16 protein-coding genes, 1 pseudogene and 1 riboswitch are annotated in these 23,579 nt (G+C 74.6%); of the genes and pseudogenes, 8 read left to right on the forward strand and 9 right to left on the reverse strand.

What is annotated here, in order from left to right:
- Positions 1 to 38 precede the first annotated feature (38 nt).
- Positions 39 to 767, reverse strand: coding sequence for a hypothetical protein (locus BS72_RS10425; protein WP_051950913.1), 729 nt, complete (start codon positions 765 to 767; stop codon positions 39 to 41).
- 77 nt (positions 768 to 844) lie between these two features.
- Between BS72_RS10425 and BS72_RS10430 the strand changes: the two genes are divergently transcribed.
- A complete protein-coding gene (locus BS72_RS10430) occupies positions 845 to 1,327 on the forward strand; it encodes a MarR family winged helix-turn-helix transcriptional regulator (RefSeq protein ID WP_037909973.1) in 483 nt (160 codons plus the stop codon).
- Positions 1,328 to 1,708: 381 nt separating this feature from the next.
- On the opposite strand, the gene BS72_RS10435 is transcribed toward BS72_RS10430, so the two are convergent.
- Both BS72_RS10435 and BS72_RS10440 read right to left on the reverse strand, forming a co-directional pair.
- A complete protein-coding gene (locus BS72_RS10435) occupies positions 1,709 to 2,236 on the reverse strand; it encodes an NUDIX hydrolase family protein (RefSeq protein ID WP_037909976.1) in 528 nt (175 codons plus the stop codon).
- Between the two features lie 93 nt (positions 2,237 to 2,329).
- Positions 2,330 to 4,714 (reverse strand): MFS transporter, encoded by a 2,385-nt coding sequence (locus BS72_RS10440; RefSeq protein ID WP_078901213.1) that lies wholly within the window; start codon positions 4,712 to 4,714, stop codon positions 2,330 to 2,332.
- 349 nt (positions 4,715 to 5,063) lie between these two features.
- On the opposite strand from BS72_RS10440, the pseudogene BS72_RS37140 reads away from it, so the two are divergent.
- The 4 genes and pseudogenes from BS72_RS37140 to BS72_RS10460 all read left to right on the forward strand — a co-directional run bounded on the left by BS72_RS37140 (position 5,064) and on the right by BS72_RS10460 (position 10,218).
- Positions 5,064 to 5,466 (forward strand): annotated as a pseudogene (locus BS72_RS37140) (mycothiol transferase).
- Positions 5,467 to 6,042: 576 nt separating this feature from the next.
- Positions 6,043 to 7,893 (forward strand): alpha-L-rhamnosidase-related protein, encoded by a 1,851-nt coding sequence (locus BS72_RS10450; RefSeq protein ID WP_051950914.1) that lies wholly within the window; start codon positions 6,043 to 6,045, stop codon positions 7,891 to 7,893.
- A 64-nt stretch (positions 7,894 to 7,957) separates the two neighbouring features.
- Positions 7,958 to 9,547 (forward strand): alpha-L-rhamnosidase-related protein, encoded by a 1,590-nt coding sequence (locus tag BS72_RS39170; protein WP_051950915.1) that lies wholly within the window; start codon positions 7,958 to 7,960, stop codon positions 9,545 to 9,547.
- The gene (locus BS72_RS10460) at positions 9,493 to 10,218 is read left to right on the forward strand and encodes an alpha-L-rhamnosidase C-terminal domain-containing protein (RefSeq protein WP_037908858.1); all 726 of its coding nucleotides are present in this window, start codon (positions 9,493 to 9,495) and stop codon (positions 10,216 to 10,218) included. Before BS72_RS39170 ends, BS72_RS10460 begins: the two co-directional genes overlap by 55 nt.
- A gap of 49 nt (positions 10,219 to 10,267) precedes the next feature.
- Here the strand turns inward: BS72_RS10460 and BS72_RS10465 are convergent, their stop codons facing one another.
- The 3 genes from BS72_RS10465 to BS72_RS10475 form a co-directional block, all read right to left on the reverse strand.
- Positions 10,268 to 11,131, reverse strand: a complete 864-nt coding sequence (locus tag BS72_RS10465) for an MOSC domain-containing protein (protein WP_037908859.1) — start codon at positions 11,129 to 11,131, stop codon at positions 10,268 to 10,270.
- A gap of 94 nt (positions 11,132 to 11,225) precedes the next feature.
- Entirely contained in the window at positions 11,226 to 13,934 is a 2,709-nt protein-coding gene (locus BS72_RS10470; RefSeq protein ID WP_078901216.1) for an alpha-L-rhamnosidase-related protein, read from the reverse strand.
- A 489-nt stretch (positions 13,935 to 14,423) separates the two neighbouring features.
- Positions 14,424 to 15,281 (reverse strand): bifunctional 5,10-methylenetetrahydrofolate dehydrogenase/5,10-methenyltetrahydrofolate cyclohydrolase, encoded by an 858-nt coding sequence (locus BS72_RS10475; protein WP_037908861.1) that lies wholly within the window; start codon positions 15,279 to 15,281, stop codon positions 14,424 to 14,426.
- Between the two features lie 21 nt (positions 15,282 to 15,302).
- Positions 15,303 to 15,389: riboswitch (ZMP/ZTP riboswitch) on the reverse strand.
- A gap of 319 nt (positions 15,390 to 15,708) precedes the next feature.
- On the opposite strand from BS72_RS10475, the gene BS72_RS10480 reads away from it, so the two are divergent.
- Complete coding sequence (locus BS72_RS10480) at positions 15,709 to 16,821, forward strand: ABC transporter permease (RefSeq protein WP_407638953.1); 1,113 nt, start codon at positions 15,709 to 15,711, stop codon at positions 16,819 to 16,821.
- Between the two features lie 387 nt (positions 16,822 to 17,208).
- On the opposite strand, the gene BS72_RS10485 is transcribed toward BS72_RS10480, so the two are convergent.
- Positions 17,209 to 18,414: a glycosyltransferase gene (locus BS72_RS10485; protein ID WP_322942188.1), complete on the reverse strand. Its 1,206-nt coding sequence runs from the start codon at positions 18,412 to 18,414 to the stop codon at positions 17,209 to 17,211.
- 414 nt (positions 18,415 to 18,828) lie between these two features.
- Here BS72_RS10485 and htpG point away from each other — a divergent pair, with 414 nt between their 5' ends.
- Positions 18,829 to 20,805, forward strand: coding sequence for a molecular chaperone HtpG (gene htpG / locus BS72_RS10490; RefSeq protein WP_037908863.1), 1,977 nt, complete (start codon positions 18,829 to 18,831; stop codon positions 20,803 to 20,805).
- Between the two features lie 302 nt (positions 20,806 to 21,107).
- Here htpG and BS72_RS10495 read toward each other — a convergent pair whose 3' ends face one another.
- Positions 21,108 to 21,377: a hypothetical protein gene (locus BS72_RS10495; protein WP_037908866.1), complete on the reverse strand. Its 270-nt coding sequence runs from the start codon at positions 21,375 to 21,377 to the stop codon at positions 21,108 to 21,110.
- Positions 21,378 to 21,672: 295 nt separating this feature from the next.
- Entirely contained in the window at positions 21,673 to 21,858 is a 186-nt protein-coding gene (locus tag BS72_RS10500; RefSeq protein ID WP_037908868.1) for a CsbD family protein, read from the reverse strand.
- 524 nt (positions 21,859 to 22,382) lie between these two features.
- Here BS72_RS10500 and BS72_RS10505 point away from each other — a divergent pair.
- Positions 22,383 to 23,483 (forward strand): NADH:flavin oxidoreductase/NADH oxidase, encoded by a 1,101-nt coding sequence (locus BS72_RS10505; protein ID WP_037909993.1) that lies wholly within the window; start codon positions 22,383 to 22,385, stop codon positions 23,481 to 23,483.
- Positions 23,484 to 23,579: the final 96 nt, after the last annotated feature.

A 23,579-nucleotide genomic window follows, 5' to 3' on the forward strand; every position in this document is an offset into this window, starting at 1 on the left:
ACACCGCCGCGAGGTGCCGGGGTCGGGGCGGGTTGAGATCAGGGTGCGATGGGCGGGGTCTGGGCCGGGAGGGTGGTGCGGGCGCGTGCGGGGCGCGTGCGGGGCAGCAGGGCGGCTGCGAGGACCAGCCACACGGTGCCGCCGAACCGTACGACGGGCAGCAGGTAGGAGAAGCCGGAGGCGAGCAGGGTCAGCTCGGCGACCATCCCGACGGCGGCCAGGGCCAGTCCGGTCCAGGTGACGGCGCGCGGCAGCAGACCCGCCATCAGACCGGTCACCGAGATGCCAGCTGTGAACAGGGCGAACATGACCACGTAGCCGGGACCGCCGGAGGCGAAGGACAGGTCCGCGAGCGCCCGGGCGAGTGCCGGGGAGGCGTCCGCGGGCAGGCGGCCGCCGGTCCAGGCGAACATTGCGGACAGCGTCGTGGCGCCGGCCGCCAGGACGCCGCCGACGAGGGCTGTCGCCGAGCCCGGAGCGGTGATCCCGAGCGCGCGGAGCCGCCGGTAGACGATCGCGGCGCACAGCGCCAGGGGCACCGCGGAGCTGAACAGCAGCAGGGCCCCGACCCTCGTGGTGGTCGCGTGGGTCCGGGTGTAGCGCAGGACGGCGGAGCCCGGGGCGTCCGGGTGCGGCGTGGAGCTGTTCACGGCGACGTAGGCCACGGTCAGCACGGCGAAGGCGAGGACCGGGGCGAGCAGAGGGGGCCCGGACTGCGGGCGGCGGGCGCGGACCTCTCGACGCTGGAGAGTGGGTGCGGCGGGCATGGCTCCTCCTGGCTTGTTCGTATACAAGCCATGATGATTACAAAGTGGAACGATTGTCAATCGACTACCATGTGGGCATGAGTGGTGAGCGTGAGAGCACGGAGCCCCGGGGCGGCGTCGCCTTCCTGCTTGCCCAGTTGGGGGCGCACGGGGCCCAGCTGTTCGCGGGGCGGACCGCCGAGCTCGACCTGACGCCCGCGCAGGCCGGCCTCCTGCGCCTGCTGGCGAGCTCGCCCGGGCGAAGCCAGCGCGAGCTCGCGGACGAACTGGGAATGCCGCCCAGCCGCTTCGTGCCGTTCGCCGACAAGCTGGAGGAGCGCGGGCTCATCGAGCGCCGCCGCAATGCCAGTGACCGCCGCCTGTACGCCCTGCACCTGACCGACAAGGGGCAGGACCTGTTCGCCGAGCTCCGCGAGGCGGGCGCGGCCCACGAGCGGGAGATGTGCCAGGGGCTCACCCCGCAGGAACGCGGGCTGCTGGTCGAGCTGCTGGGGCGCGTCGCCCGGCAGCAGCGGCTGGCCCCCGGCGTGCACCCGGGCTACCGGTCGCTTCGGGGCTGACCGCCCGCGACGTCACCGCGAGCGAGCCGAAGGCGGGGGACGGGCGCGCTCGGGCGGCGCGTCGACCGGGCGCGCCGCGGTACTCCGGCCGCCCCCCGCAGGGGCACCGGCCCGGCCGACCCGGCATGGGTCGAACGCGGCCGGTTGAACCAGGCGCCCGTCGCCCGGGCGGGGTCGAACGCGGCCGATTGAACGAGGCGCCCGTCGCCCGGGCGGAGGCGGGCGCTCCCGAAGGCGCTCGGCTGTCACCCGTTGTGGCACCCGTTGTGGCACCCGTTGCGGCCGCCGCGCGGAGGGCGGGCGGAGCGCCGCCGACGTCCGGAGCCGGCGGCCCCCGCCCGGCCCGGCGGCCCGTCACCGCGCCGGCCCCCGCCCGCGAGGTCAGGACAGGCAGCCCACGTGGGCCAGCGCCTGCTTGAGCAGCACCCCGTGGCCGCCCGGCATCTCCAGCTGCACCTGCGGGGAGGCGGCCTCCTGCGGGGTGAACCACACCAGGTCCAGGGCGTCCTGGCGCGGGCGGCAGTCGCCGGCCACCGGCACCACGTAGGCGAGGGAGACCGCGTGCTGCCGGGGGTCGTGGTAGGGCGTGATGCCGGGTGTGGGGAAGTACTCGGCCACGGTGAACGGCTGCGGGGAGGCCGGCACCCGGGGCAGCGCCACCGGGCCGAGGTCCTTCTCCAGGTGGCGCAGCAGGGCGTCCCGTACCCGTTCGTGGTGCAGCACGCGGCCTGAGACCAGCGTTCTGCTGACCGTGCCGTCCGGCCCGATCCGCAGCAGGAGCCCGACATGGGTGACCTCGCCGCTGTCGTCGACCCGCACGGGTACGGCGTCGACGTACAGGATGGGCATGCGGGCGCGGGTCGACTCCAGCTCGTCCGTGGACAGCCAGGCGGGCGTGGTCTCGGTCATGTCAGCCATTGGGCGATCGTACGTTGAGCCGACCGGGACCGGTGGACACCCGCGCGAGTCCACCGGATACCGCCACGTACCGCACGCGTGTGCTCACCCCGCTCCACCGCCCCCGCCCGCCGGCTCGGCGCCCGCCGCTCCGGCCCGGGTGCCGTCGCCCTCGCCGCTCGCGCCGGACCGGCCCGCGGCGCCGGACCCGACGGCCGTGCCGGGGCCGCCCGTTGAGCCCGTCCCGTCGGCGGGGGTGGTGGGCCGGCCACCGCGCAGCAGGGAGGCGATGCCGGACAGCAGTGCCAGCGCCGCCGCGAAGGCGAAGACCGCCACCAGTCCGGTGTGGAACGGCCCGGAGATGAGGTTCGGGAAGAACTCCCGCCCGGTGAGGGCCTGTTGCTGCGCGGGCGTGAGCGATGCCAGCGTGCCGCCCGGCTCCAGCAGGTGCTTCACCGGGTTGACGCCCAACTGCGCGGCGAACAGCGACGACACCGGCGGCAGCGAGCCGACGTGCGCCGCCACGGCCGGCGACACGCCCTGGGCGCGCAGCCCCGCGGTGAGGGTGTGCGGCAGGCTGCCGGCCAGGCCGGCGATCATCAGGGAGAAGAACACGCCGATCGACACGGCGGTGCCGGTGTTCTGGAAGGTGGACCGCATCCCCGACGCCACCCCGCGCTCGGCGGCCGGCACGCTGCCCATGATCGAGGAGGAGTTGGGCGAGGCGAACATGCCGCTGGCTATCCCGTTGACCGCGATCAGCAGCGCGAACCCCCAGTACGCGAAGTCGATCGGCAGCGCCATCAGCCCAAGGAAGCTCGCGCCGAAAAGCAGCGCCCCGCCGGTCGCCAGGCCGCGCGAGCCCAGCCGGTCGGACAGGTACCCGGAGACCGGGCCGGCCAGCAGGAAGCCCGCGGTCAGCGGCAGCATGAACACGCCCGCCCACAGCGGGGTCCGCGCGTAGTCGTAGCCGTGCAGCGGCAGCCAGATGCCCTGGAGCCAGACGATCAGCACGAACTGCAGTCCGCCGCGCCCGATCGACATGAACAGCCCGGCGAGGTTTCCCGCGGTGAATGCCCGCAGCCGGAACAGCCGCAGCTGGATCATCGGGGCCGAGACCCGCCGCTCCACCACGACGAAGGCCGCCAGCAGCGCCAGACCGCCCACCAGCAGGCCCACCACCAGCGGGTTGGTCCAGCCCATGGTGTGGCCGCCGTAGGGCTGGAGGCCGTAGGTCACCGCGACCAGCACCGAGCTGAGGCCGACGCCGAAGGTGACGTTGCCCCACCAGTCGATGCGGCCGCCGCCGCGCCGCCCGTCGTCGCGCAGCGTGCGGTACGCCCACACGGTGCCGAAGACGCCGACCGGCACGTTCACCCAGAACACCGCCCGCCAGTCCAGCGCGGCGAGCAGGCCGCCGGCCACCAGGCCGACGAACTGGCCGGCCAGTCCGGCGACCTGGTTGATGCCGAGGGCGAACCCGCGCTGCTCGGACGGGAAGGCGTCGGTGAGGATCGCGGCCGAGTTCGCGGCGAGCATCGACCCGCCGGCCGCCTGGAGCACCCGCCAGCCGATCAGCCACAGGGCGCCCTTGCCGCCGTCCAACGGGTCGAAGGAGAGCAGTACGGAGGCGGCGGTGAAGACCGCGAAGCCCGAGTTGTAGATCCGCACCCGGCCGAACATGTCGCCGAGCCGGCCGACGGACACCACCAGCACGGCCTGCACCAGCCGGTAGCCCATGATCATCCACAGCAGGTAGGCGATGTTGCCCGGGGCCAGCGGGTCCAGGTGCACGCCGCGGAAGATGGCCGGCAGGGCGATGAGCACGATCGAGCCGTCGAGCGTCGACATGAACATCGCGGCGGTGGTGTTGACCAGCGCCTTCCACTTGTAGCTGTCCGCCCGGGTGCTCGTGTTCCGGCCGGGGGCGGCCTTGCCCGCCGGGTTCATGTCGCGCCCCGGCGGCCGGCCCGTCCGCGCCGCCGGCGGGACCACCCGGGGCGGGCCGGCGGTGGGCCGGGGAGCGGCGTCCATGCCCGCCTCGGGGCCGAGGTGCCGGGCCAGCCGTTCGAGCAGCGGCCCCGTGGCGGCCAGCCGGGCCAGCTCCTCGGCGGAGAACTCCGCGTCCAGCACCCGCCGCAGCTGCTCGGCGCGGGCGTTGCGCTTGTCCCGCAGGGCCTGGGCGCCCGCGTCGGTGACCGCGAGCACGATCCGCCGGCCGTCCGCCGGGTCCGAGCGGCGCTCCACGAGCCCGCGCTCCTGGAGCACCGCCGTCGTCGCTCCCATCGACTGCGCGCTGATCTGCTCCTGCCGGGCGAGCTCGGCCGAGGTCGCCGGGCCGCCCCGGTCCAGCCGAGCCAGCGCCGCGCGCTGCGGCATGGTCAGTTCGTCCGCCACCGGCACCTGCCGCATCCGCCGCACCAGCAGCCCGACGGCGGCGAGCAGCGAGGCGGCGACGGTCGCGGTCTCGGGGTGATCCTCTTCAGGCATACCGTAAGGCTATCTGATCAGTTTCCCTGATGGTATCCCCCCGGCGTCCCCCGTACAGCCTCCCGCCGCCTCCGTGCCCCCTCGCGGTACCCGGCCCGTTCGCCTGCCGTCGCTCGGCGTCGGGCGCGGGTGGGGCCGGAACGCGCCCCCGGGCGGCCGGCGGGAAGCCGCACGCGTCCTCAGGCGCCGTTCGGGAGGACGGACGAGTGACCCGACCCGGCAGAAGAGCCGAACTGTTCACCGGAACCGACGACCCTCGCTTCGGCGGACCGGCGGCGGGGCCCGAACGCCCCTGCGCGTCGGCGCGTCGGCCGCCCAGCGCGCCACCCTGGAGCTCAAGTGCCAAGGGGTGGAACGCGAGTCGGCCCGGCGGTCGGTGGAGCCGTCGACCCTCTCGCCGCTCGGGCTGGTGCGCCACCTCGCCGATGCCGGACGCCGCTGGTTCCGGCGGGTGCTGGCGGGCGAGGCCGCCCGCGCGCTACTCCTCGCCGGCCGACCCCGACGGGGACTTCGACGGTGCGACGGTGGAGCCGGGCGCGGTCCGCGAGGCGTTCGACGTCTGGCGGGTTGAGGCGGCCTTCTCCGGCCGGTTCACCGCGGACGCCCCCGATCTCGACGTCACCGGGTACGACGAGTGGCGCGGCGAAGTGTCGCTGCGGTGGGTGCTGATCCACCTGGTCCAGGAGTCCGCGCGGCACAACGGCCGCGCCGACCTGCCGCGGGAGCGGATCGACGGCGCCCGCCGGCTGTGACGCCGGGGCCGGCGGCGCCAGGCCTCCATCCGGCGTGCCCTGGTGCTCCGGAGGGTCCGGGCCCCGCGCGCCTCGCGGACGGCGTCGGGTTCTCCCGTGCACGGGGGTGGACGGGGTGTGCGGGCCGCCCATAGGGTGACGCGGCCGGGACGGGTTCATCCGGAATTCTGGCAGGCGGGTTTGAAACGATTCATGTGAAACGATTCACAAAGGGGAGAGCATGTCACGTCGCACCACCCCGGAACCGACACGCCGCGTCGTCGTCACCGCCGGCCTCACCGCCGCGCTCACCGCCGCCGGGGGCGCCGCGGCCGCTGGCGCCGAGGCCGCGGCCCGCCGGCGGGGACCGGGCCGCACGGCGCGCACGCGCCGTCCGGCGCGGCCGCGAACGCCGCCCACCGCCCGGAACGGGCCCCCGCGGGCAGGTGGGACGCCTTCAACCTGTCGCCGCGCAGCCGCACGCTGAGGCCCGTCGCCGTCTTCCGCACCGCCGGCACGGTTGACCGGCCCGAGGCCCTGGCTACCGGCGGCCGGACGCCCGCGCGTACCACCCGGCTGCGCGGCGCGGGCTCCTGCGTGACCTACGACTTCGGCCAGGAGGTGGGCGGTTATGTCACGCTGCGCGTCGCCCCCGGCTCTGAAACGAACCAGACCGTCGGCCTGACGTACTCCGAACTGTCCACCTATGTCAGCCCCGACAGCAGTGACGGCTCCAACGGCGGCAGCAACGACGAACCCGCCGTCCAGTACCCGGCGGCCCCCGGCGGCACCGTACGGACCGCCTCCGACGTGCCCGTCGCCGGCGCCGGCCCGGCCGCCGCGGCGAACCCGCGCTCCCAGCTGCGCGGCGGCTTCCGCTACCTGACCGTCGTCAACGAGTCCGGCGGCGCCATCGAACTGGCCGAGGCGACAGTCGAGTTGACCTTCGCGCCGAACGCCACCGACCTGTCGGCGTACCCCAACTACTTCTCCTGCGACGACGACCTGCTCACCCGGATCTGGTACGCCGGCGCCTACACCGTGCAGACCAACATCCTCGCCACCGACCAGGGCCGGGTGTGGGGCCCGCCCGGCCTCGGCTGGGACAACAGCGCCACCGTGGGCGACACCGGCAGCACCGTCCTGGTCGACGGCGCCAAGCGCGACCGCACCGTGTGGCCCGGCGACCTCGGCATCTCCGTCCTCACCGACTACGTCTCGCTCGGCGACCTGCCGACCGTCCGCAACTCCCTGCAGACCCTCCTCGACCACCAGGACCAGTCCACCGGCGCCCTGCCCTACGCCGGGCCCGCCGTCGACTTCATCGGCAACTCCGACGCCTACCACCTGTGGACGCTGATCGGCGCCGCCTCCTACGTCCAGCTCTCCGGCGACACCGCGTGGGCGCGCGGGGCGTGGCCCGCCCTCACCAAGGCGGTGGCCTTCAGCACCGCCAAGCTCGACGGCGACGGCCTGTTCGACGTCACCGCCGCCGCCGACTGGGCCCGCGGCGACGCCGACGGCAGGAACATCGAGGCCAACGCCATCATGTTCAGGGCGCTGACGGTCTGCGCCGCCCTGGCCGGACAGCTCGGCGACACCGCCGCGGCCGCCGACTGGGCCGCGAAGGCCGCCGCGCTGCGCTCCGCCGTCGAAGCGGGCGGCTACTGGGACCCGGACGCCGGCCTCTACCGCGACAAGCCCGCCGGGGCCGGCGCCGCCCTCCACCCGCAGGACGGCAACGCGCTCGCCGTCTGGTTCGGCCTGGTCCCCGACCAGGAGCGGGGGGCCGCCGTCAGCCTGGCCCTGGCCGGGCGCTGGACCCCGGTCGGCGCGCCCACGCCCGAGAAGAGCGCCGACTCGGTGCACCCGTTCCCCGGCGGCATGGAGGTGCACGCCCACTTCACCGCCGGACGCGCCGCCACCGCCCTGGACCTGATCCGCCGCGAGTGGGGCTACATGCTCGACGCCCCGCAGGGCACCGCCAGCACCTTCTGGGAGGGCTACCGCACCGACGGAACCTCCGACTACTCCGGCTCCTACATGAGCGCGGCCCACGGCTGGTCCACCGGCCCCACCTCCGCGCTCACCTACCACCTGCTGGGCATCGCGCCGGCCGCCGACTCCGGCGCCGGCCACCGGATCCAGCCCCGCCCGGGCGGGCAGCGCCGCGCCGAGGGCAGGCTGGTCACCGCGGCCGGCGCCATCACCGCCGCCTGGCACCAGGGACCCGGCACCTCCTTCGACCTGTCCGTGGACGCCCCGGCCGGCGCCATCACCGAGATCGCCGTCCCGGTGCCCGCCGACGGGCGCTGCACCGTCCGCCTCGACGGCCGCACCGTGTGGGACGGCGCCCCGCGCGCCGCCGGCACCACCGGCTCCGACGGATACGTCCGGCTCACGCGGGTCCCCGCCGGCGCCCACCGCGTGACCGTCCGCGCGCGCTGAGACCGAACAGCCGGTACCCGCCCGTACCGCCCCTGCCCGTCCGCCCGCACCCGAAGGGACCCCGATGCCGCACCCTTCCCCGTACCGCTCCCGGCTGGTCCGGACCGCCGCCGCGGTCGCCGCCGGCGCCGCCCTGCTCACCCTCCCGCCGGCCTCCGCCTCGGCCGCCTCCGCCCGCGGCGGCGGCCGCACCGGCGCCACCCCCTGGACCGCCGCCTCCTGGACGCCGAGCCCCGGCGACTGGCGCCCCTACGTCCTGGCTCCCACCGGCCACACCGTCACCCCCGTCCGGGTCCTCACCACGGACCCGCGCGGCGGCGCCGTCCAGGGCGACCCCGACGCCGTCCTCGGCAAGGGCGGCTCCAGCGTCCGCCTGGTGAGCACCGGCGACCGCACCACCTCACCGCTGCTCACCCTCGACTTCGGCAAGGACGTCGGCGGCCGCGTCCGCATCCACGTCACCGGCGCCTCCGCCACCCCGCCGAAGCTCCACGTGTGCTTCAGCGAGTCCCAGCAGTTCGCCGCCGCCGGGCCCACCGCCAACAGCGGAGAGGCCGCGCAGGCCCCCGGATGCGACACCGCCAACATCTGGAACGGCTACCCCGGCCAGCCCTACACCTACGACTCCGACAGCCACACCTTCACCCTCGACCCCGCCCACCTGCCGGCCACCCTCACCGACCCGCAGATCCGCGGCGGCTTCCGCTACGCCACCCTCTTCCTCGACGGCCCCGGCAGCGTCGACGTCGGCGCCGTCTCCCTCGACTTCGCCGCCGCGCCGAAGCAGCAGGACCCCGCCGCCTACCAGGGCTGGTTCCTGTCCAGCGACAACGAGCTGAACAAGATCTGGTACGCCGGCGCCTACACCGTCCAGCTCGACACGTGGATGTCGGACACCGCCAAGAGCTGGCCCTACACCGGGGGCGAGGCCGACCACGCCGACAGCCAGGTGCCGTACGCCGACCCCGGCCAGGAGGTGATCTTCGACGGTGCCAAGCGGGACCGGATCGTGTGGCAGGGCGACCTCGCCGTCCAGGCGCCGGTCACCTACCTCAGCACCGACGACGTCCCCGCCGTCGACAACTCCCTGTCCTCGCTGGCCGCCCAGCAGCTCCCCGACGGCTTCGTGCCCGCCGAGAGCCTGGTCGGCCAGCACAACGAGGACGAGATCCGCACCTACGGCGAGTACGTCACCTGGTTCGTCGACAACGCGTACGAGCACTGGCTCTACACCGGCGACCGCTCCTTCCTCGACCGCTGGTGGCCCGCGCTCACCAAGGCCACCGGCTGGCTGGAGTCGGTGCGGCAGCAGGACCCGCAGGGCCTGATCGCGTTCGGCGAGGCCGGCTCCTGCGGCCACTACGGCTACAGCGACTGCGGCCACGAGACGTACGTCAACGCCCTGTACGCCCGCAACCTCGACCAGATGGCCCGGCTGGCGGCCGCCCGCGGCGACCGGAGCGGCGCCGCCGCCTACACCGCCCGCGCCGGACAGCTGAAGAAGGCGATCAACGACCAGCTGTGGGACCCCGCCACCGGTGCCTACCGGCTCTCCCGGGAGACCCCGACGCGTACCCGCAGGACGCCAACGCCACCGCCGTGCTCACCGGCGTCGCCGACCCGGCCCAGGCCCGCAGCGCCCTGGCCTACCTGAGCCGCACCAGCTCGGGCCCGTACGGCGCGCTGACCGTCTCCCCGCAGACGCCGAACGCCGCCATCTCACCGATGTACGAGCCGCTGCCCAGCGGCTTCGAGGCGAGCGCCCGGCTGGCCGCGTCCGACCCCGACGGTGCCCTGGCCGAGTCCGGCCTGGACCTCATCCGCACCTTCTGGGGCCACCAGCTCGCCGCCGACCCCGGCGGCACCTTCTGGGAGAAGGCCGGCACCGACGGGCAGCCGGGGATCGCCCAGTTCACCAGCCTGGCCCACGGCTGGGCGGCCGGACCGACAGTCAGCCTCACCACCCAGGTACTCGGCGTGCAGCCCACCGGCGCCGGCTTCGCCACCTACAGCGTCTCCCCGACCCCCGGCGGCCTGCGCTGGGCGCAGGGCAGGGTCCCCACCCCGCACGGGGCGATCAGCGCGTCCTGGCGCCGCTCCGGCAGCGCCTTCACGCTCACCGTGGACAGCCCGCACGGTACCAGCGGGCGGCTCGCCGTCCCCGTCCACGGAGCCGCCCGCGTCACCCTTGACGGCCGCACCGTATGGGACGGCACCCGGGCGGTCGGTGGCGCACACGCGGGCAGCGACGGCACCACCGTGTACGTCGACGGTGTCGGCGCGGGCCACCACACGCTCACCGCCCGTCCCGTGCATTCGAACTGACGGTACGTCAGGACGGTGCCGGAGGGCGGGTCCGCCCTCCGGCACCCTGTCATGCCGTGCCCGTCGGGGCGACCCGGTCGCCCACCCGCACCGTCCCCGGTTCGACGACGTCCAGATAGACGCCGACACACGACAGCGGGCCCATGTCGAAGACCGGCACCCGGTGTTCGCGAGCCACCACCCGCATCAGGGCGGGGTCGGGAGGCAGTTCGCCGTGGCCGAGGGTCGGCACCACGCAGCGGGGTGTCGGAACCACCACCCGCAGCAGCGCCTCGCCCACCCGGATCAGCGAACCCGTCCACGCGTCCTCCGGGTACCCCGGGGCCCCGCCGGTGTCGACCACCAGGTTCGGGCGGAAGCGGCGCGGGTCGGCGTCGCCCGCCGGACGCGCCGCCCGCAGCCGCTCCAGCGACGAGGTGGTGACCAGGTGGAGCCGGCCGAAGTCGAGGAACGTCCCCGCCGCCACCGAACCGACCGTCACCGCCGTCCCGGTGGCGTCCACCTCCGCCTGCCGCCGCGCCGCCTCGGGAATCCCGCCCGCGTACTCCGGTACGGCCCGCTCCAGCCTGCCCTGCTCCGGTGGCAGGTCCGACAGGGCCACCTCGCGGCCCAGCAGCTTCGACAGCCGGGCATCCAACTGGCGGTCCCGGCAGCTGAGTTCCGTGCCGTCGGGCAGTACGACCAGCACCTCACCCGATTCCGCTCCACCGCTCCCGCCGGCCGTTCGGCTGCGGCACCGCAGCAACGCCCCCCACTTGCGCGGGTGTTTGGCGCTGCCCACGGCGCCCGCGGTGTCGAGCACGGCGAACCGGCGGTCGCCGGCCAGGCCCCGCGCGGTGACCGCCGCGGACTCCAACTCCTCGCCGAGCATGGACTTCACCGGATACCGGTACAGCGCTGAGAGAGTTCCCATCACCCCATGATCGCGGTAGTGGGCGGCGGGCGGCGGGCGGCGGAACGGGCGGGGCCCGGTCCCCGACCGGAGCCCCGCCCGCCGTGCCGCGCCGTCAGCGCGCCAGGCGCACCGTCACCGTCGTGCGGCCGGCGCCCAGGCCTGACAGGGTGATCCGGCCGCCCTCCGCCTTCGCCTCGAACTCCCGCCCGGTCCGGCCGGTCCGGCTGGTGAAGGCCGTGCGGCCGTTCACCGCCACCTCGACCCGCCGCCCGTCGTCGGGGACGGAGACGCTGCCGCGGGTACCGCGCGGGGCCTGGACGGTGAGGGTGAGGGCACCGGCCGAGGGGTGCGACCACGAGACGGCCAACGGCCCCTGCGGGGTGGGCACCTGGCCGGCCGCCCACGCCACGTCGCCCGGGCTGGGCACCACCTCCCAGGTGGCGAAGCCGGGCGCCGTCGGGCGCGCCCCCAGCAGCTCGTTGGTCAGCGCGGGCAGGACGCCGGTCGACCAGCCGTGCGCCATGCTGGTGTACGCGTCCTCGTACGGGGTGCCGTCCGGGCCGATGCCCTCCCAGTTGGTGGTGCCCGGGTCGTGGCTGTCCATCCAGCCGTAGGTGCGGCGGATCTGGTCCAGCGCCGAGTCCGCCCGGCCGGTACGGAAGCGGGCCACCAGCTCCGGGTACGAGGTGAAGGCGTACACCCGCTGCGAGGCCCCGGCGAAGAGCGTGTCGTTGTCCATGAACGCGTTGCCGTACGGCAGCACCGTGGTGGCGTCCAGGTGGGCCAGCGCCGAGGCGGCCCGGCCGGCGTCGGCCACGCCCGCGGTGATCGCGATGGCGTTGCCGTCCTGGGCGTGACGTACCGCGCCCGTCGAGGAGTCCAGGTAGGCGCCCGCCGCCGCGTCCCACAGCGACGCGTTGACCGCCTTCGCCACCTGGGCGGCCCGCGCCGTCCACCGGTCGGCGTCCGCGCCCTTGCCCAGCCAGCGGGCCAGCGCCGCCGCGTCGGTCAGCGCCTGCACGTAGTTGGCGTTGTAGTACGTGATCTTGCCGGTGCGGCCGAGGAAGGCGTAGTCGCCGTAACCGTCGGTGCCGTTCAGGCCCTTGGAGAGCAGGCCGTCGGAGTCGGTGACCGAGGGGTACCAGCCGTCGAGGACCTTCAGCAGCACCGGGTACCACGTGGTGGCGTAGGCGCGGTCGCCGGTGTAGAGGACGTAGTCCCAGCTGCACGTCACCCACCACAGCGGGTAGTCGAAGAGCGGGAGAGTGTAGCCGTTGATCGAGGCGGGCGGTATCCAGCCGTCGGCGCGCTGGTGGGCGGCCAGGTCGGCCAGCACGTCGCGCGCCGCGGCGGCCGCGTCGTCGTGCGTGAGGTACAGGGTGCGGGCGGAGACGGCCAGGTCGCCGACGTACGGGTCGCGGTCGCGCTTGGCGCCGTCGTGCAGCACCAGCTTGCCGTCCAGCGTCGGGGTGTCGGCGCCGCGCGGGTCGATGTCGTCGGAGCGGAAGGTGTCCGTGACCAGCTCGTTGGTGTAGGCGGCCCCGTACCAGTAGCGGTTCAGGTCGTCGTCGGAGCTGAGGAACCAGCCGCGGTAGGAGTCCGGGGTGCCCACGTAGGCGGTGAAGTCCACCCACACCGCGTCCACCGAGACCTCGCCGTAGGGCAGCGCGGCGGGCGCGTCGGAGGCCAGCGCGTCCAGGCTGATCTGGAGGTAGCGGAAGCCGTGCAGGCCGTCGGCGTACACCTGGTCGCCGGCCAGGTAGCCCTTGGCGTCCTGCCAGTCGGCGCCCTTGGCCGGCACCGCGTACTGGTCGGTGCCCTGCGAGGGCACCCCGGACTGGTCGGCGCGGGTGAAGTCGCTGCGCTCGGTGAGGAACTCGACGGTCTCGGAGAACGCCAGCCGCACCCCGGGGCTGCCCGCGGAGGCGGACTGGAAGCGCAGGTGCGGGTAGCCGACCACGACCTTGCCGAAGTCGACCACGATCCGCGGCACGTCGTCGTCGGCCAGCACCCCCGGGTAGACCTCGTTGACCCGGGTGAACTGCCCCTGGGGGGTGTCCTGGTCGCCGGTGACGGTGATCCGCACACCCGTGGTGGACACCTTCCGGTCGAACGGGACCGCCCGGCGCGTGCTGGTGTTGCCGGTGACGGTGGCCGCGCTCTGCCAGGCCGAGCCGTCCCAGGTCTCCACGGTGAAGTCGGTGGGCACGCCGTCGGCGTTCGACAGCAGGGTGATCCCGGGCAGGTCGAGCGCGGCGGGCACCGTGACGGTGAGGGTGTCGGGGTAGGAGGCGATCGTGTCGTCGTTCCAGAACGTGTCCGGGTCGCCGTCGACCGCGTTGCCCGCGTCGTAGGTGCGCGGCTGCCCGTTGTCACCGTTGTTGGGCGCGTGCGAGGAGGACGCGGCGGCGGTGGTGCCGGCCGGCCACGCCGGCGGCTGCGCAGGCTTCGGCCGGGTCAGCACGGCGACCCCGCCGCCGGGGCGCAGCAGCGAGTCGGCGCCGCTGACCTGGCCCTCCGTCCGCAGGATGCGCACCGGGCGGACGGTGCGGCCGCCCGGGCCCTGCACGTAGCGCTGCCAGTCGCCGGCCGCGCTCGCGAGGCCGGCGGGGCCGGACTTGGCGGCGGCGTGCCCGTCGCCGGCCGGGGCCGCGACAGCCGGGACGGCCCCGGCGGCCAGCCCCGCGGCGACGGCCGCGCCGCCGACCCCGGCGCGCAGCACGCTGCGGCGGGCAGGACCCGGGACCGGATCGACGGACGGGCCGACGGACGGGCCGGTGGGGCCGGCGAGGGCGGGGTCTTCAGCGGGGGACGTGGACATGGCGACTCCCAGCGAGTACGACAACGTTGTCTAGGCGCAATGCATGCGTGAAACGATTCAGTTTCCTGGTTCGGCATGAGGCTACAAGCAGCCCGGGGCCGCGTCCATACACGTGCACCGGGTCGATTGCTCCGCCAGTACACCGCGGACGGGTTGAAACGGTTGCAGTGGCCCCCGCGCCCGGCCTGTGGTCCTGGCCGTGGACGGTACGCGGTCAGTGCTGATCGGCGGGGCGTCGGACGACCGGACCTCGAACGGCGGGCGTCGGACAGGGTGTGGCGGGCTGGGGGTGGCGGACAGAGGGGGCGGGCAGGGGGCGGGGGACAGGGATGTTGGACGGAGGGTGTCGGACAGCGGGACGTCGCGTCCGGCGCGTGTGGTCGCGCGGCGCCTCGGGCTGCCCCGCGTGCCGACGGACCGGTCGGTGCGGCACCCCCGTGGGCCTGGCCGGCCGGCCGGGACGGCTCACACCGTCCCGGCCGGGTCCGGTCACTCGCCGAGCTGCCGCGCGGCGGCGGCCACGGTCTGGGCCAGAAGGACGGCGATGGTCATCGGTCCGACCCCGCCGGGGACCGGGGTGATGAGGCCGGCACGGGTACGGGCGGAGTCGAAGTCCACGTCGCCGACGTTGCCCGCGCTGTATCCGGCGTCGATCACCACCGCGCCCGGCTTGACGTCCTCGCCCCGGATCAGGCGGGGTCGTCCGACGGCCGCCACGACGACGTCCGCTTCCCTGACGATCGCGGACAGGTTCGCTGTGCGGGAGTGGCAGTACGTCACCGTGGCGTCCCTCGCGAGCAGGAGCATCCCCGCCGGCTTGCCGAGGATCGCGCTGCGGCCGACGACCACCGCGTGTCTGCCGGCCAGTTCGACGGCGTACTCGTCCAGCAGCCGCATGATGCCGCCGGGGGTGCACGACACGAAGCCGGGCAGTCCGAAGCTCATCGCGGCGAAGGAGTGCGTGGTGACACCGTCGACGTCCTTGTGCGGTGCGATGGCCTCGAAGGCCGCGCGCTCGTCGATGTGCGGGCCTACGGGGTGCTGCAGGAGGATGCCGTGCACGTCCGGGTCGTCGGACAGGGCGGTGAGCGTGTCGACCAGTTCCGAGGTCGTGGTGGTGGCGGGCAGGCCGATGTGCCGGGACAGGATGCCGGCCTTCGCGCTCCGTGCCTGCTTCATCCGCACGTACGTGACCGAGGCGGGGTCCTCACCCACCAGGACGGTCGCCAGGCATGGTGCCGCCCCCGTGCGCCGGGTGAGCTCCGCCGCCCTGGCCGCGGCCTCCTCGACGACGCGGCGGGCAAGGCCGGCACCGTCCATGAGCTGTGCTGTTTGTGTTGGGAACATGCTGCCTCCCAGGCGTGGCTGACCACTCGCCCAGGCGCACGGCATCGACGCTCTCGTCAGGCCGCTCCCCGGTGGTGCTCCACCTCAGCGCCAGTCACGGCCCACGCCGCATTGTAGACGCGAACGGCCTCGGTGGGACGGAAGCCGCGGCGGACGGTGCCGCGGTGCTGCGGGTGGAGGGTTCGAGCGGCACGTCCGTCCGGCCCGGCTTCAGCCGCCTGTCGGGCGTCCAAGTGGGACCGGCACGATGCCACCGGCTGCTCGGGCTGCTCCCGCCGGGACTTCGGACCCTCCTCGGCCCTTATCTGCCTCCTCGGCTCCTCGGTCCTCCCTCGGCCTTCCGCTGTCCCCTTCCTCCGCTCGGCTTCCTCACCCGATCGGCTCGCCCTCGGGGGTGGTGGCGGTCGGGGGCGCCCACGCTGGGGGCATGGACGGTGACCAGCGCGGCGTTCCGGCCGAGGGCGACCCCGACCTTCCGGCCGAGGGCGACCCCGACCGGCCGCAGGGCCTGCTGCGGGAGTTCCAGGACGCGGTCACCACCCGCTCCGCCCTGCTTGTCCTCGGGGTCATGGCGCTCGGCGTGCTCTTCATCGCCTCCTACGCCGGCGCGTTCCACCACCCCGTCCCGAAGGGCATCACCCTCGGCGTGGTCGCGCCCGCGGGGGCGTCAGGGCGGCTGGTCGCCGAACTCGACTCGCTGCCCGGCCACCCGGTGGCGCCGCACGCGGTGGACTCGGCGGCCGAGGCGCGACGGCGGATCCGGGACCGCGACCTCTACGGCGCTCTGGTCGTCAGCCCGCGGGGCCGGACCGACCAACTGCTGGTGGCCGCCGGGGGCGGCCCGCCCGCCGCCCAGGCGCTCCAGCAGATCGCCACCCGGGTCGCCGCCGCCCAGCGGCCGGCCCGCGCCGTCACCACCCTCGACCTCGCCCCGGTCGGCAGCGGTGACTTCCACGGCCTGTCCTCCTTCTACCTGGTCGTCGGCTGGTGCGTCGGCGGATACCTGTGCGCGTCGATCCTGGCCGTCAGCTACGGCGCCCGCCCGGTCAACCTGCGGCGGGCGATCATGCGGCTCGCCGTGCTGGCCGGCTACGCGATCTCCAGCGGCCTGCTGGGCGCGGTGGTGATCGGGCCGATCCTCGGCGCGCTGCCGGGCGGCGTCGTCCCCCTGTGGTGGCTGGGGGCGCTGACCGTGTTCGCCGTGGGCGCGGCCACCTTCGCGTTCCAGGGGCTCGCGGGCGTCATCGGCATCGGGCTGACCATCCTCGTGGTGGTGATCGCCGGCAACCCGAGCGCCGGCGGCGCCTACCCGTACCCGCTGCTGCCGCCGTTCTGGCGTGCCATCGGGCCCGCGCTGCCCCCGGGCGCGGGGACCTGGTCGGCCCGCTCCATCGCGTACTTCGGTGGCCGCGGGCTCCTCGGCCCGATGCTGGTGCTGGGCGCGTGGGCGCTGTGCGGGACGGTGGTGACGCTGGCGGCCGCGGTGTTCGGCGGCCGTGTGCGGCCGGTGGTGCCGCCCGAGGCCGCGTCGGCGGTGTGAGGGCGGCGGTCGGCACGGCGTGTCGTCCGGTGAGGGCGGCGGTCGGCACGGCGTGTCGTCCGGCCGTTCCTCGTCGGATGAATGTTCCCGGACCCGGGCGGGTGACTCCGGAAAGGAGCCGCGGGAATGATCTCCGCCGCGCCGAAAGGCCCGTTCCGGCGCCGCACGGCGACGGCGCCGAGCGGAATGCGATCTCGGCAGCCGTAATCGGCCCGGCTGCGGAATGCGCGCGTGAATTCAGGCGGTGTCTCAACTCGGCCGCGGGGCGACGAGGCGGACCGATCAACGACTGGTCGTCTTTTGTCGCCGGCCGCTCGCGGTGCACCGAAGCGGACCCGTTCGCCCGCGCGGGTCCGGCCCGCGCGGGCGAACGGGTCCACGGGACGGCTACAGCGGCTCGGGCTGCGCCGACAGCGGCGCCCCCTGGTGCACCTGGTCGATCAGGGCGCCGTAGGCGGCGACCATCCGGGTGCGGCTGAACTGCTCCCGGCATGCCTCCAGCGCCGGCGCGAACAGCGGTGCCCGCTCCACCGCCTCGGTCCAGGCGGCGGCGATCGCCTCGCGGTCGGGCGGGGTCAGCAGCCCCCGTCCGGCCACCAGGTCCGCGCAGTCGCCGACATCGGTGGCCACCGGTACGGCGCCGCACATCATGCCCTCGATCAGGCACAGCGGCGCGGCCTCACCCGACGACGAGGTCAGCGACACCACGTCGGAGGCGGCGTACAGCGCCTCCATGTCGGCCCGGACACCCAGCGTCAGCATCCGTTCGGCCAGCCACGGCTCGTCGCCGAGCGCCGCCGCGATCTCCGCCCGCAGCCCCGGGTTGGCGGCGGTCATGCCCGCGCCGCACATCAGGACGCGCGCGTCCGGCGACCGCCGCAGGTACGCGCGGGCCGAGGCGAGGAAGAGCGGCACGTTCTTCATCGCCGCCCAGCGCGCCGCGAACGTCACCAACGGCGCCTGCGCCGGGATGCCCAGCGCGGCCCGCACCTGGGCGCGGCGCACCGGATCGGGGCGGAAGCGCAGCAGGTCCACGCCGTTCGGGATGACGTGCAGGATCTCGGCGGGGACGCCCGCGGCCGCGTAGGCGCGGCGGGTGGACTCCGCGCAGCACACGCACGCCTGCACCCGGCCCGCCGCCACACCCGCGAGCAGCGCGTCCAGGGCCGGACCCTGGTTCTCCGGATCGGACCGGTGCAGGCACACCACGACCGGGCGCAGCGGCAGCCCCGCCTGGTTGAGCAGGGCCAGCGGCTGCTCCTTGAGGGAGAGCACCACGTCGGCCGCCGCCGTCGCCCGCGCGGTCGCCGCGAGCTCGGCGGCGGTGAACGCCGTCATGCCGGCCGCCGGGCCCGCCGCGTCCGAGCCGCGGCGGAGCGCCGTCACCGGCACCCCCGCGGCGGTCAGCGAGCGGTAACAGGCGTCCTCCTCCATCGGCTGCCGGGTCGCCTCCCGGTTCATCTCGCCCTCGACGCTCAGCACCGAGTGCCGCTGCGCGCCGCCGTGCAGGCCGAGCACCACATCACTGTGCAGGATGCGGGCTCCACCGGAAAAGAAACCCTCGTAGATCGACAGCACACGCACTTCGCTCATAACGCGCACCCATCGGGACGTCCCGCGCTGACGGGAATGTGAACGGACCCCCTTGACCAGCGGGTTAGCCGCGATGGGACCACCTGAAACCAGATACCGGGTGAATTCCGTATTTCTGGCAGGGGTAGCCGGTGTTTCCGGTGGTACCCCGCTCCGCGGACGACGCGCCGGCCGTCTCTGGGAGAGGTCGCGCGGCGCCCCGGGGGCACGCCGCAACAGGCCGCCCACCAGGCACTTTTCGGGCAGGAGCCGAGACTCGGCGGGGGCGGTGCGCGCCGTGGCCGCCGTCCCGGGCGGCGCCCCGTGCGAACGGCCCGGCCGGACCCCCTGCGGTCCGGTCGGCGCGCGGCGTTAGATTGCCTGGGTCAGCTCCTGTCGCCCAGGTGACCCGAGAAGCAACGAGGATCGATCCCCATGCCCACTGAGACGTTCGAGTTCCAGGTGGAGGCGCGCCAGCTCCTCCAGATGATGATCCACTCGATCTACTCGAACAAGGACGTTTTCCTGCGCGAACTCGTCTCCAACGCCTCCGACGCCCTGGACAAGCTCCGCCTCCAGGTACTGCGCGAGGAGGTGCCGGACGTCGACGCGTCCGACCTGCACATCGAGATCGAGGCCGACCCGGTCGCCCGCACGCTGACCGTGCGGGACAACGGCGTCGGCATGTCCCACGACGATGTCGTCCAGCTCATCGGCACCATCGCCAACTCCGGTACGGCGCAGTTCCTCCAGGACCTGCACCGGGCCAAGGAGACGGACGGGGACGGCGGCTCCGGCTCGCCCGAGGGACTGATCGGCCAGTTCGGCGTCGGCTTCTACTCCAGCTTCATGGTCGCCGACGAGGTGACGCTGCTGACCCGGCGGGCCGGCGAGCCGCACGGCACCCGCTGGACGTCCACCGGCGAGGCCACCTACTCCGTGGAGACGGTCGAGGAGGCGCCGCAGGGCACCGCCGTCACACTGCGGCTGAAGCCCGTCGACACCGAGGACAAGCTGCACGACTACACCTCGCCGTGGAAGATCCGCGAGATCGTCAAGAGGTACTCGGACTTCATCACCTGGCCGATCCGGATGGCCGCGCCCGAGCCGGCCCCCGCCGACGGCGCCGCCTCCTCCGAGGACGCCGAGAGCGCCGCCGAGGGCGCGGAGACCGCCGGGGCCCGCGAGCCGGAGACGCTCAACTCGATGAAGGCCCTGTGGGCCCGCTCCCGCGACGAGGTCTCCGACGCCGAGTACCACGAGCTGTACAAGCACATCAGCCACGACTGGCAGGACCCGCTGGAGACCATCCGCCTCCAGGCCGAGGGCACCTTCGAGTACCAGGCGCTGCTCTTCCTGCCCGCGCACGCGCCGCACGACCTCTTCCACCAGGACGCCCGGCGCGGCGTCCAGCTCTACGTCAAGCGCGTGTTCGTCATGGACGACTGCGAGGCGCTGATGCCGCCCTACCTGCGCTTCGTCAAGGGCGTGGTGGACGCCGCCGACCTGTCGCTGAACGTCTCCCGCGAGATCCTCCAGCAGGACCGGCAGATCCAGCTCATGCACCGGCGGCTGGCCAAGAAGGTGCTCTCCACCATCAAGGACCTGATGGCCAAGGACCCCGAGCGGTACGCCGCCTTCTGGCGGGAGTTCGGCCGGGTGCTCAAGGAGGGCCTGATCGGGGACCTGGAGAACCGCGACGCGATCCTCGCGCTGTGCTCCTTCGCCACCACCCACGACAAGGACGCGCCCACCACGCTCGCCCAGTACGTGGAGCGGATGAAGGAGGGCCAGAAGTACGTCTACTACGCCACCGGCGAGTCGCGGCAGGCGCTGGAGAACTCCCCGCACATGGAGGCGTTCCGGGCCCGCGGGGTGGAGGTGCTGCTGCTCACCGACCAGGTGGACGAGGTGTGGGTGGACGCCGTTCCGGTCTTCGACGGCAAGGAGCTGCGGTCGATCGCCAAGGGCGAGGTCGAGCTGGACGACGAGGCCGGCGGCGAGGAGGCCGAGGCCGAACGCGGCAAGCGGCAGGAGGAGTTCTCCGGTCTGCTGGAGTGGCTGGGCGGGCAGCTGGCCGAGCAGGTCAAGGAGGTGCGGCTCTCCTCCCGGCTGACCGTCTCCCCGGCCTGCGTCGTCACCGACGCGCAGGACGCCTCCCCGGCGCTGGAGAACCTCTACCGTGCCATGGGGCAGGAGCTGCCGCCGGTCAAGCGCATCCTCGAACTCAACCCGGACCACGCCCTGGTGACCGGTCTGCGGGCGGCCCACGCCGAGCGGCCGGACGACCCGGGCCTCGCGGAGTCGGCCGAACTCCTGCACGGCATGGCCCTGCTGGCGGAGGGCGGCGACCTCGCCGACCCGGCCCGGTTCGTCCGCCTGGTCGCCGACCGGCTGGAGCGCACCCTGTAGCTCCGCCGGTACGGCCCCGGGCCGCCGGACGGAGAGCCGTCCGGCGGCCCGGGCGGGTCCGGTCGGCGGCAGGCGGGCCAGGACAGCGGTGGGCAGGCCAGGACGCTGCGCCGTGAGCTGCGTGCCCCTGCGGGGCCCGACGCCGCGCCGTACGTCCGTGCGATGACGACGCTGAGGGGTGACGGTGCCTCAGCCGGGCGGCGCGGCTGCCGGGTTCCGCCGTCGGAACCGCCGGAACGTGCTCCGGGGTGCGGTCCGCCGTCGGAACCGCCGGAACGTACCCCGGAGAGCCGCGAGCGGACTCAGCGGGAGTCCGCCTCCCACTCCCAGAAGCGCGGGTCGGCCGGCCGGGGGCGGTACCAGCTGCGGCCGCCCGCGCCGAACGCGCCGATCTCCGTGACCAGGCCGGCGCCGGCCGCCCGTTCCACCGCCGAGTACGCCGTGACATCCAGCAGCAGCCCGTCCAGCGGACCACCCACCAGGTCCACGTACTCGCGCCCCGCCTTCGGGCCGGGGTCCGGGTCCTCGTGGTCGGCCCCGTACACCCGCCGCACCATCCACCGTCCGTCCATACGGCCCAGCCTGCCATCCGCCACTGACACCGCCCCGGCCCGGCCGCCTGTGGTCCGGCCGCCGGCAGGGAGGTGCGGCGCCCCCGGTGGACGGACACCCGGAAGGGGAAGGGGTACCCGCCCACCGGGGGCGCCGGCGGGGGACGGGGACGCTCGGAAGGGGGGCGAGCATCCCGCGTGGTCTCGGTCCGAGCCGGCCTCGCGGAGCCGGGCCCGGGCGATCGGTCCCGTGCGAACGGTCCCGTTCGGTCAGTGCCGTTCGATCGTCCTGTCGGATTCGACCGGTCCTGTGCGATCAGTCCTTGCGGATGTGCTTGGCGGCGTCCTTGGCCTTCTCACCGGCCTGGCGCAGATCACCCTTCACCTGGTCGCCGCGGCCCTCGGCCTCCATCCGCTCGTTGCCGACCGCGCGCCCGACCGTCTCCTTGAGCTTGCCCTTGGCCTGGTCGGCCTTGGCGGTGTTCCTGCCCTTGTCGCTCATGGCGTGTGGCTCCCTGCTGCGGTTCGATTGCGGGCGGGGAGGCCGTACCTCCGGCTCCCGCCCCTCCTGACAGTGCGGCTGCCCGGTCGCCGCGCCGTCATGCGCGGTCCGCGGAAAGGACGCGGAAAGGACCCGGAAAGGACCCGGACGGCCGGCGGCACCGGCCGGAACGGGTGAGGCGGCGGGGCCGCGGGGCAGCCGCCCTGCTGGCGGTGTGCCCGTCGGACCTCGTCCCTCTGCCGCGCCGCGCCGGTGACGATCCCGCGGGCGCGCCGCCGCCAGGTCTTCCGCGCCCTGTCACCGGCGGGTCCTCCGCGGTGCGGCCGTACCGCGCGCAAGCGCCTCCGACCTGGCGGTGTGCGCGAGCCCGCGGGCTATTCCCGGGTCCGGGGTGAGAAGGCCGACCGCCCGGCGGGCGATTTTAGCCCGCGCCTGCAACTAATCTGTTCTCTGAGCGCTGGAGCGTGCGCGGCGGCGCCGGACCGGTCCGCCGCGCCACCGACCCACCGGAGGAGAACACCGAGATGACCAGTCTGTTCGAGCCGTACCGCCTGCGGTCGGTGACCGCGCCCAACCGCATCTGGATGCCCTCGATGTGCCAGTACAGCGCGGCGCCGGAGGGCGAGGCGGTCGGCGTGCCGGGTGACTGGCATTTCACGCACCTCGCGGCGCGCGCGGCGGGCGGCACCGGGCTGATCCTCACCGAGGCCACCGCGGTCAGCCCCGAGGGCCGGATCAGTCCCTACGACCTCGGCATCTGGAACGACGCGCAGACCGAGGCGTTCCGCCGCGTCACCGCCTTCCTGAAGTCCCAGGGCACCGTCCCGGGCATCCAGCTCGCCCACGCCGGCCGGAAGGCCTCCACGGAGCGTACGTGGGCGGACCGCGGCGCCCCCATCGCGCCCGGAGCCCCCTACGGCTGGACCCCGGCCGGCCCGAGCGCCGAGCCGTTCTCGCCCGCGCACACGACCCCCTCCGAGCTGACGGTGGAGGGCATCCGGGAGATCGTCGAGCAGTTCGCGGCCGCGGCCGTGCGGGCCCACGAGGCCGGCTTCGAGGTCGTGGAGGTGCACGGCGCCCACGGCTACCTGATCCACCAGTTCCTCTCCCCGTACAGCAACCACCGCACCGACGAGTACGGCGGCTCCTTCGAGGGGCGGACCCGGTTCGCCCTGGAGGTCGTCGAGGCGGTGCGCGCGGTGTGGCCCGAGGAGCTGCCGCTCTTCTTCCGGGTCTCCGCCACCGACTGGCTGGCCGGCGACAGCGACGACCCGCGCGAGGGCTGGACCGCCGACGACACCGTCCGGCTGGCCAAGGAGCTCGCGGCCCGGGGCGTCGACCTGCTGGACGTCTCCACCGGCGGCAACGTGCCGGACGCCCGCATCGAGGCCGTTCCCGGCTACCAGGTGCCCTTCGCCGAGCGGGTCCGCTCCGAGGCCGGCCTGCCCGTGGCCGCCGTCGGCCTGATCACGGACCCCGAGCAGGCCGCGCGGATCCTGGCCGAGGGCCGCGCCGACGCCGTCCTGGTGGGCCGCGCCCTGCTGCGCGAGCCGTACTGGGCCCGCCGTGCCGCCGAGGAGCTGGGCGGCGAGGTGCCCGCCCCGATCCAGTACCACCGCGCCTGAGCGGCACCTGAGCGGCCTGAGCGGCACCGGGCCCGGCAGGGCCGCCAGGCCCGGGCCTGGCGGCCCTGCCGGGCCCCCGGCGGACGTGTCGGCGTC

It is taken from the genome of Actinacidiphila yeochonensis CN732 (assembly GCF_000745345.1).
GTDB lineage: Bacteria > Actinomycetota > Actinomycetes > Streptomycetales > Streptomycetaceae > Actinacidiphila > Actinacidiphila yeochonensis.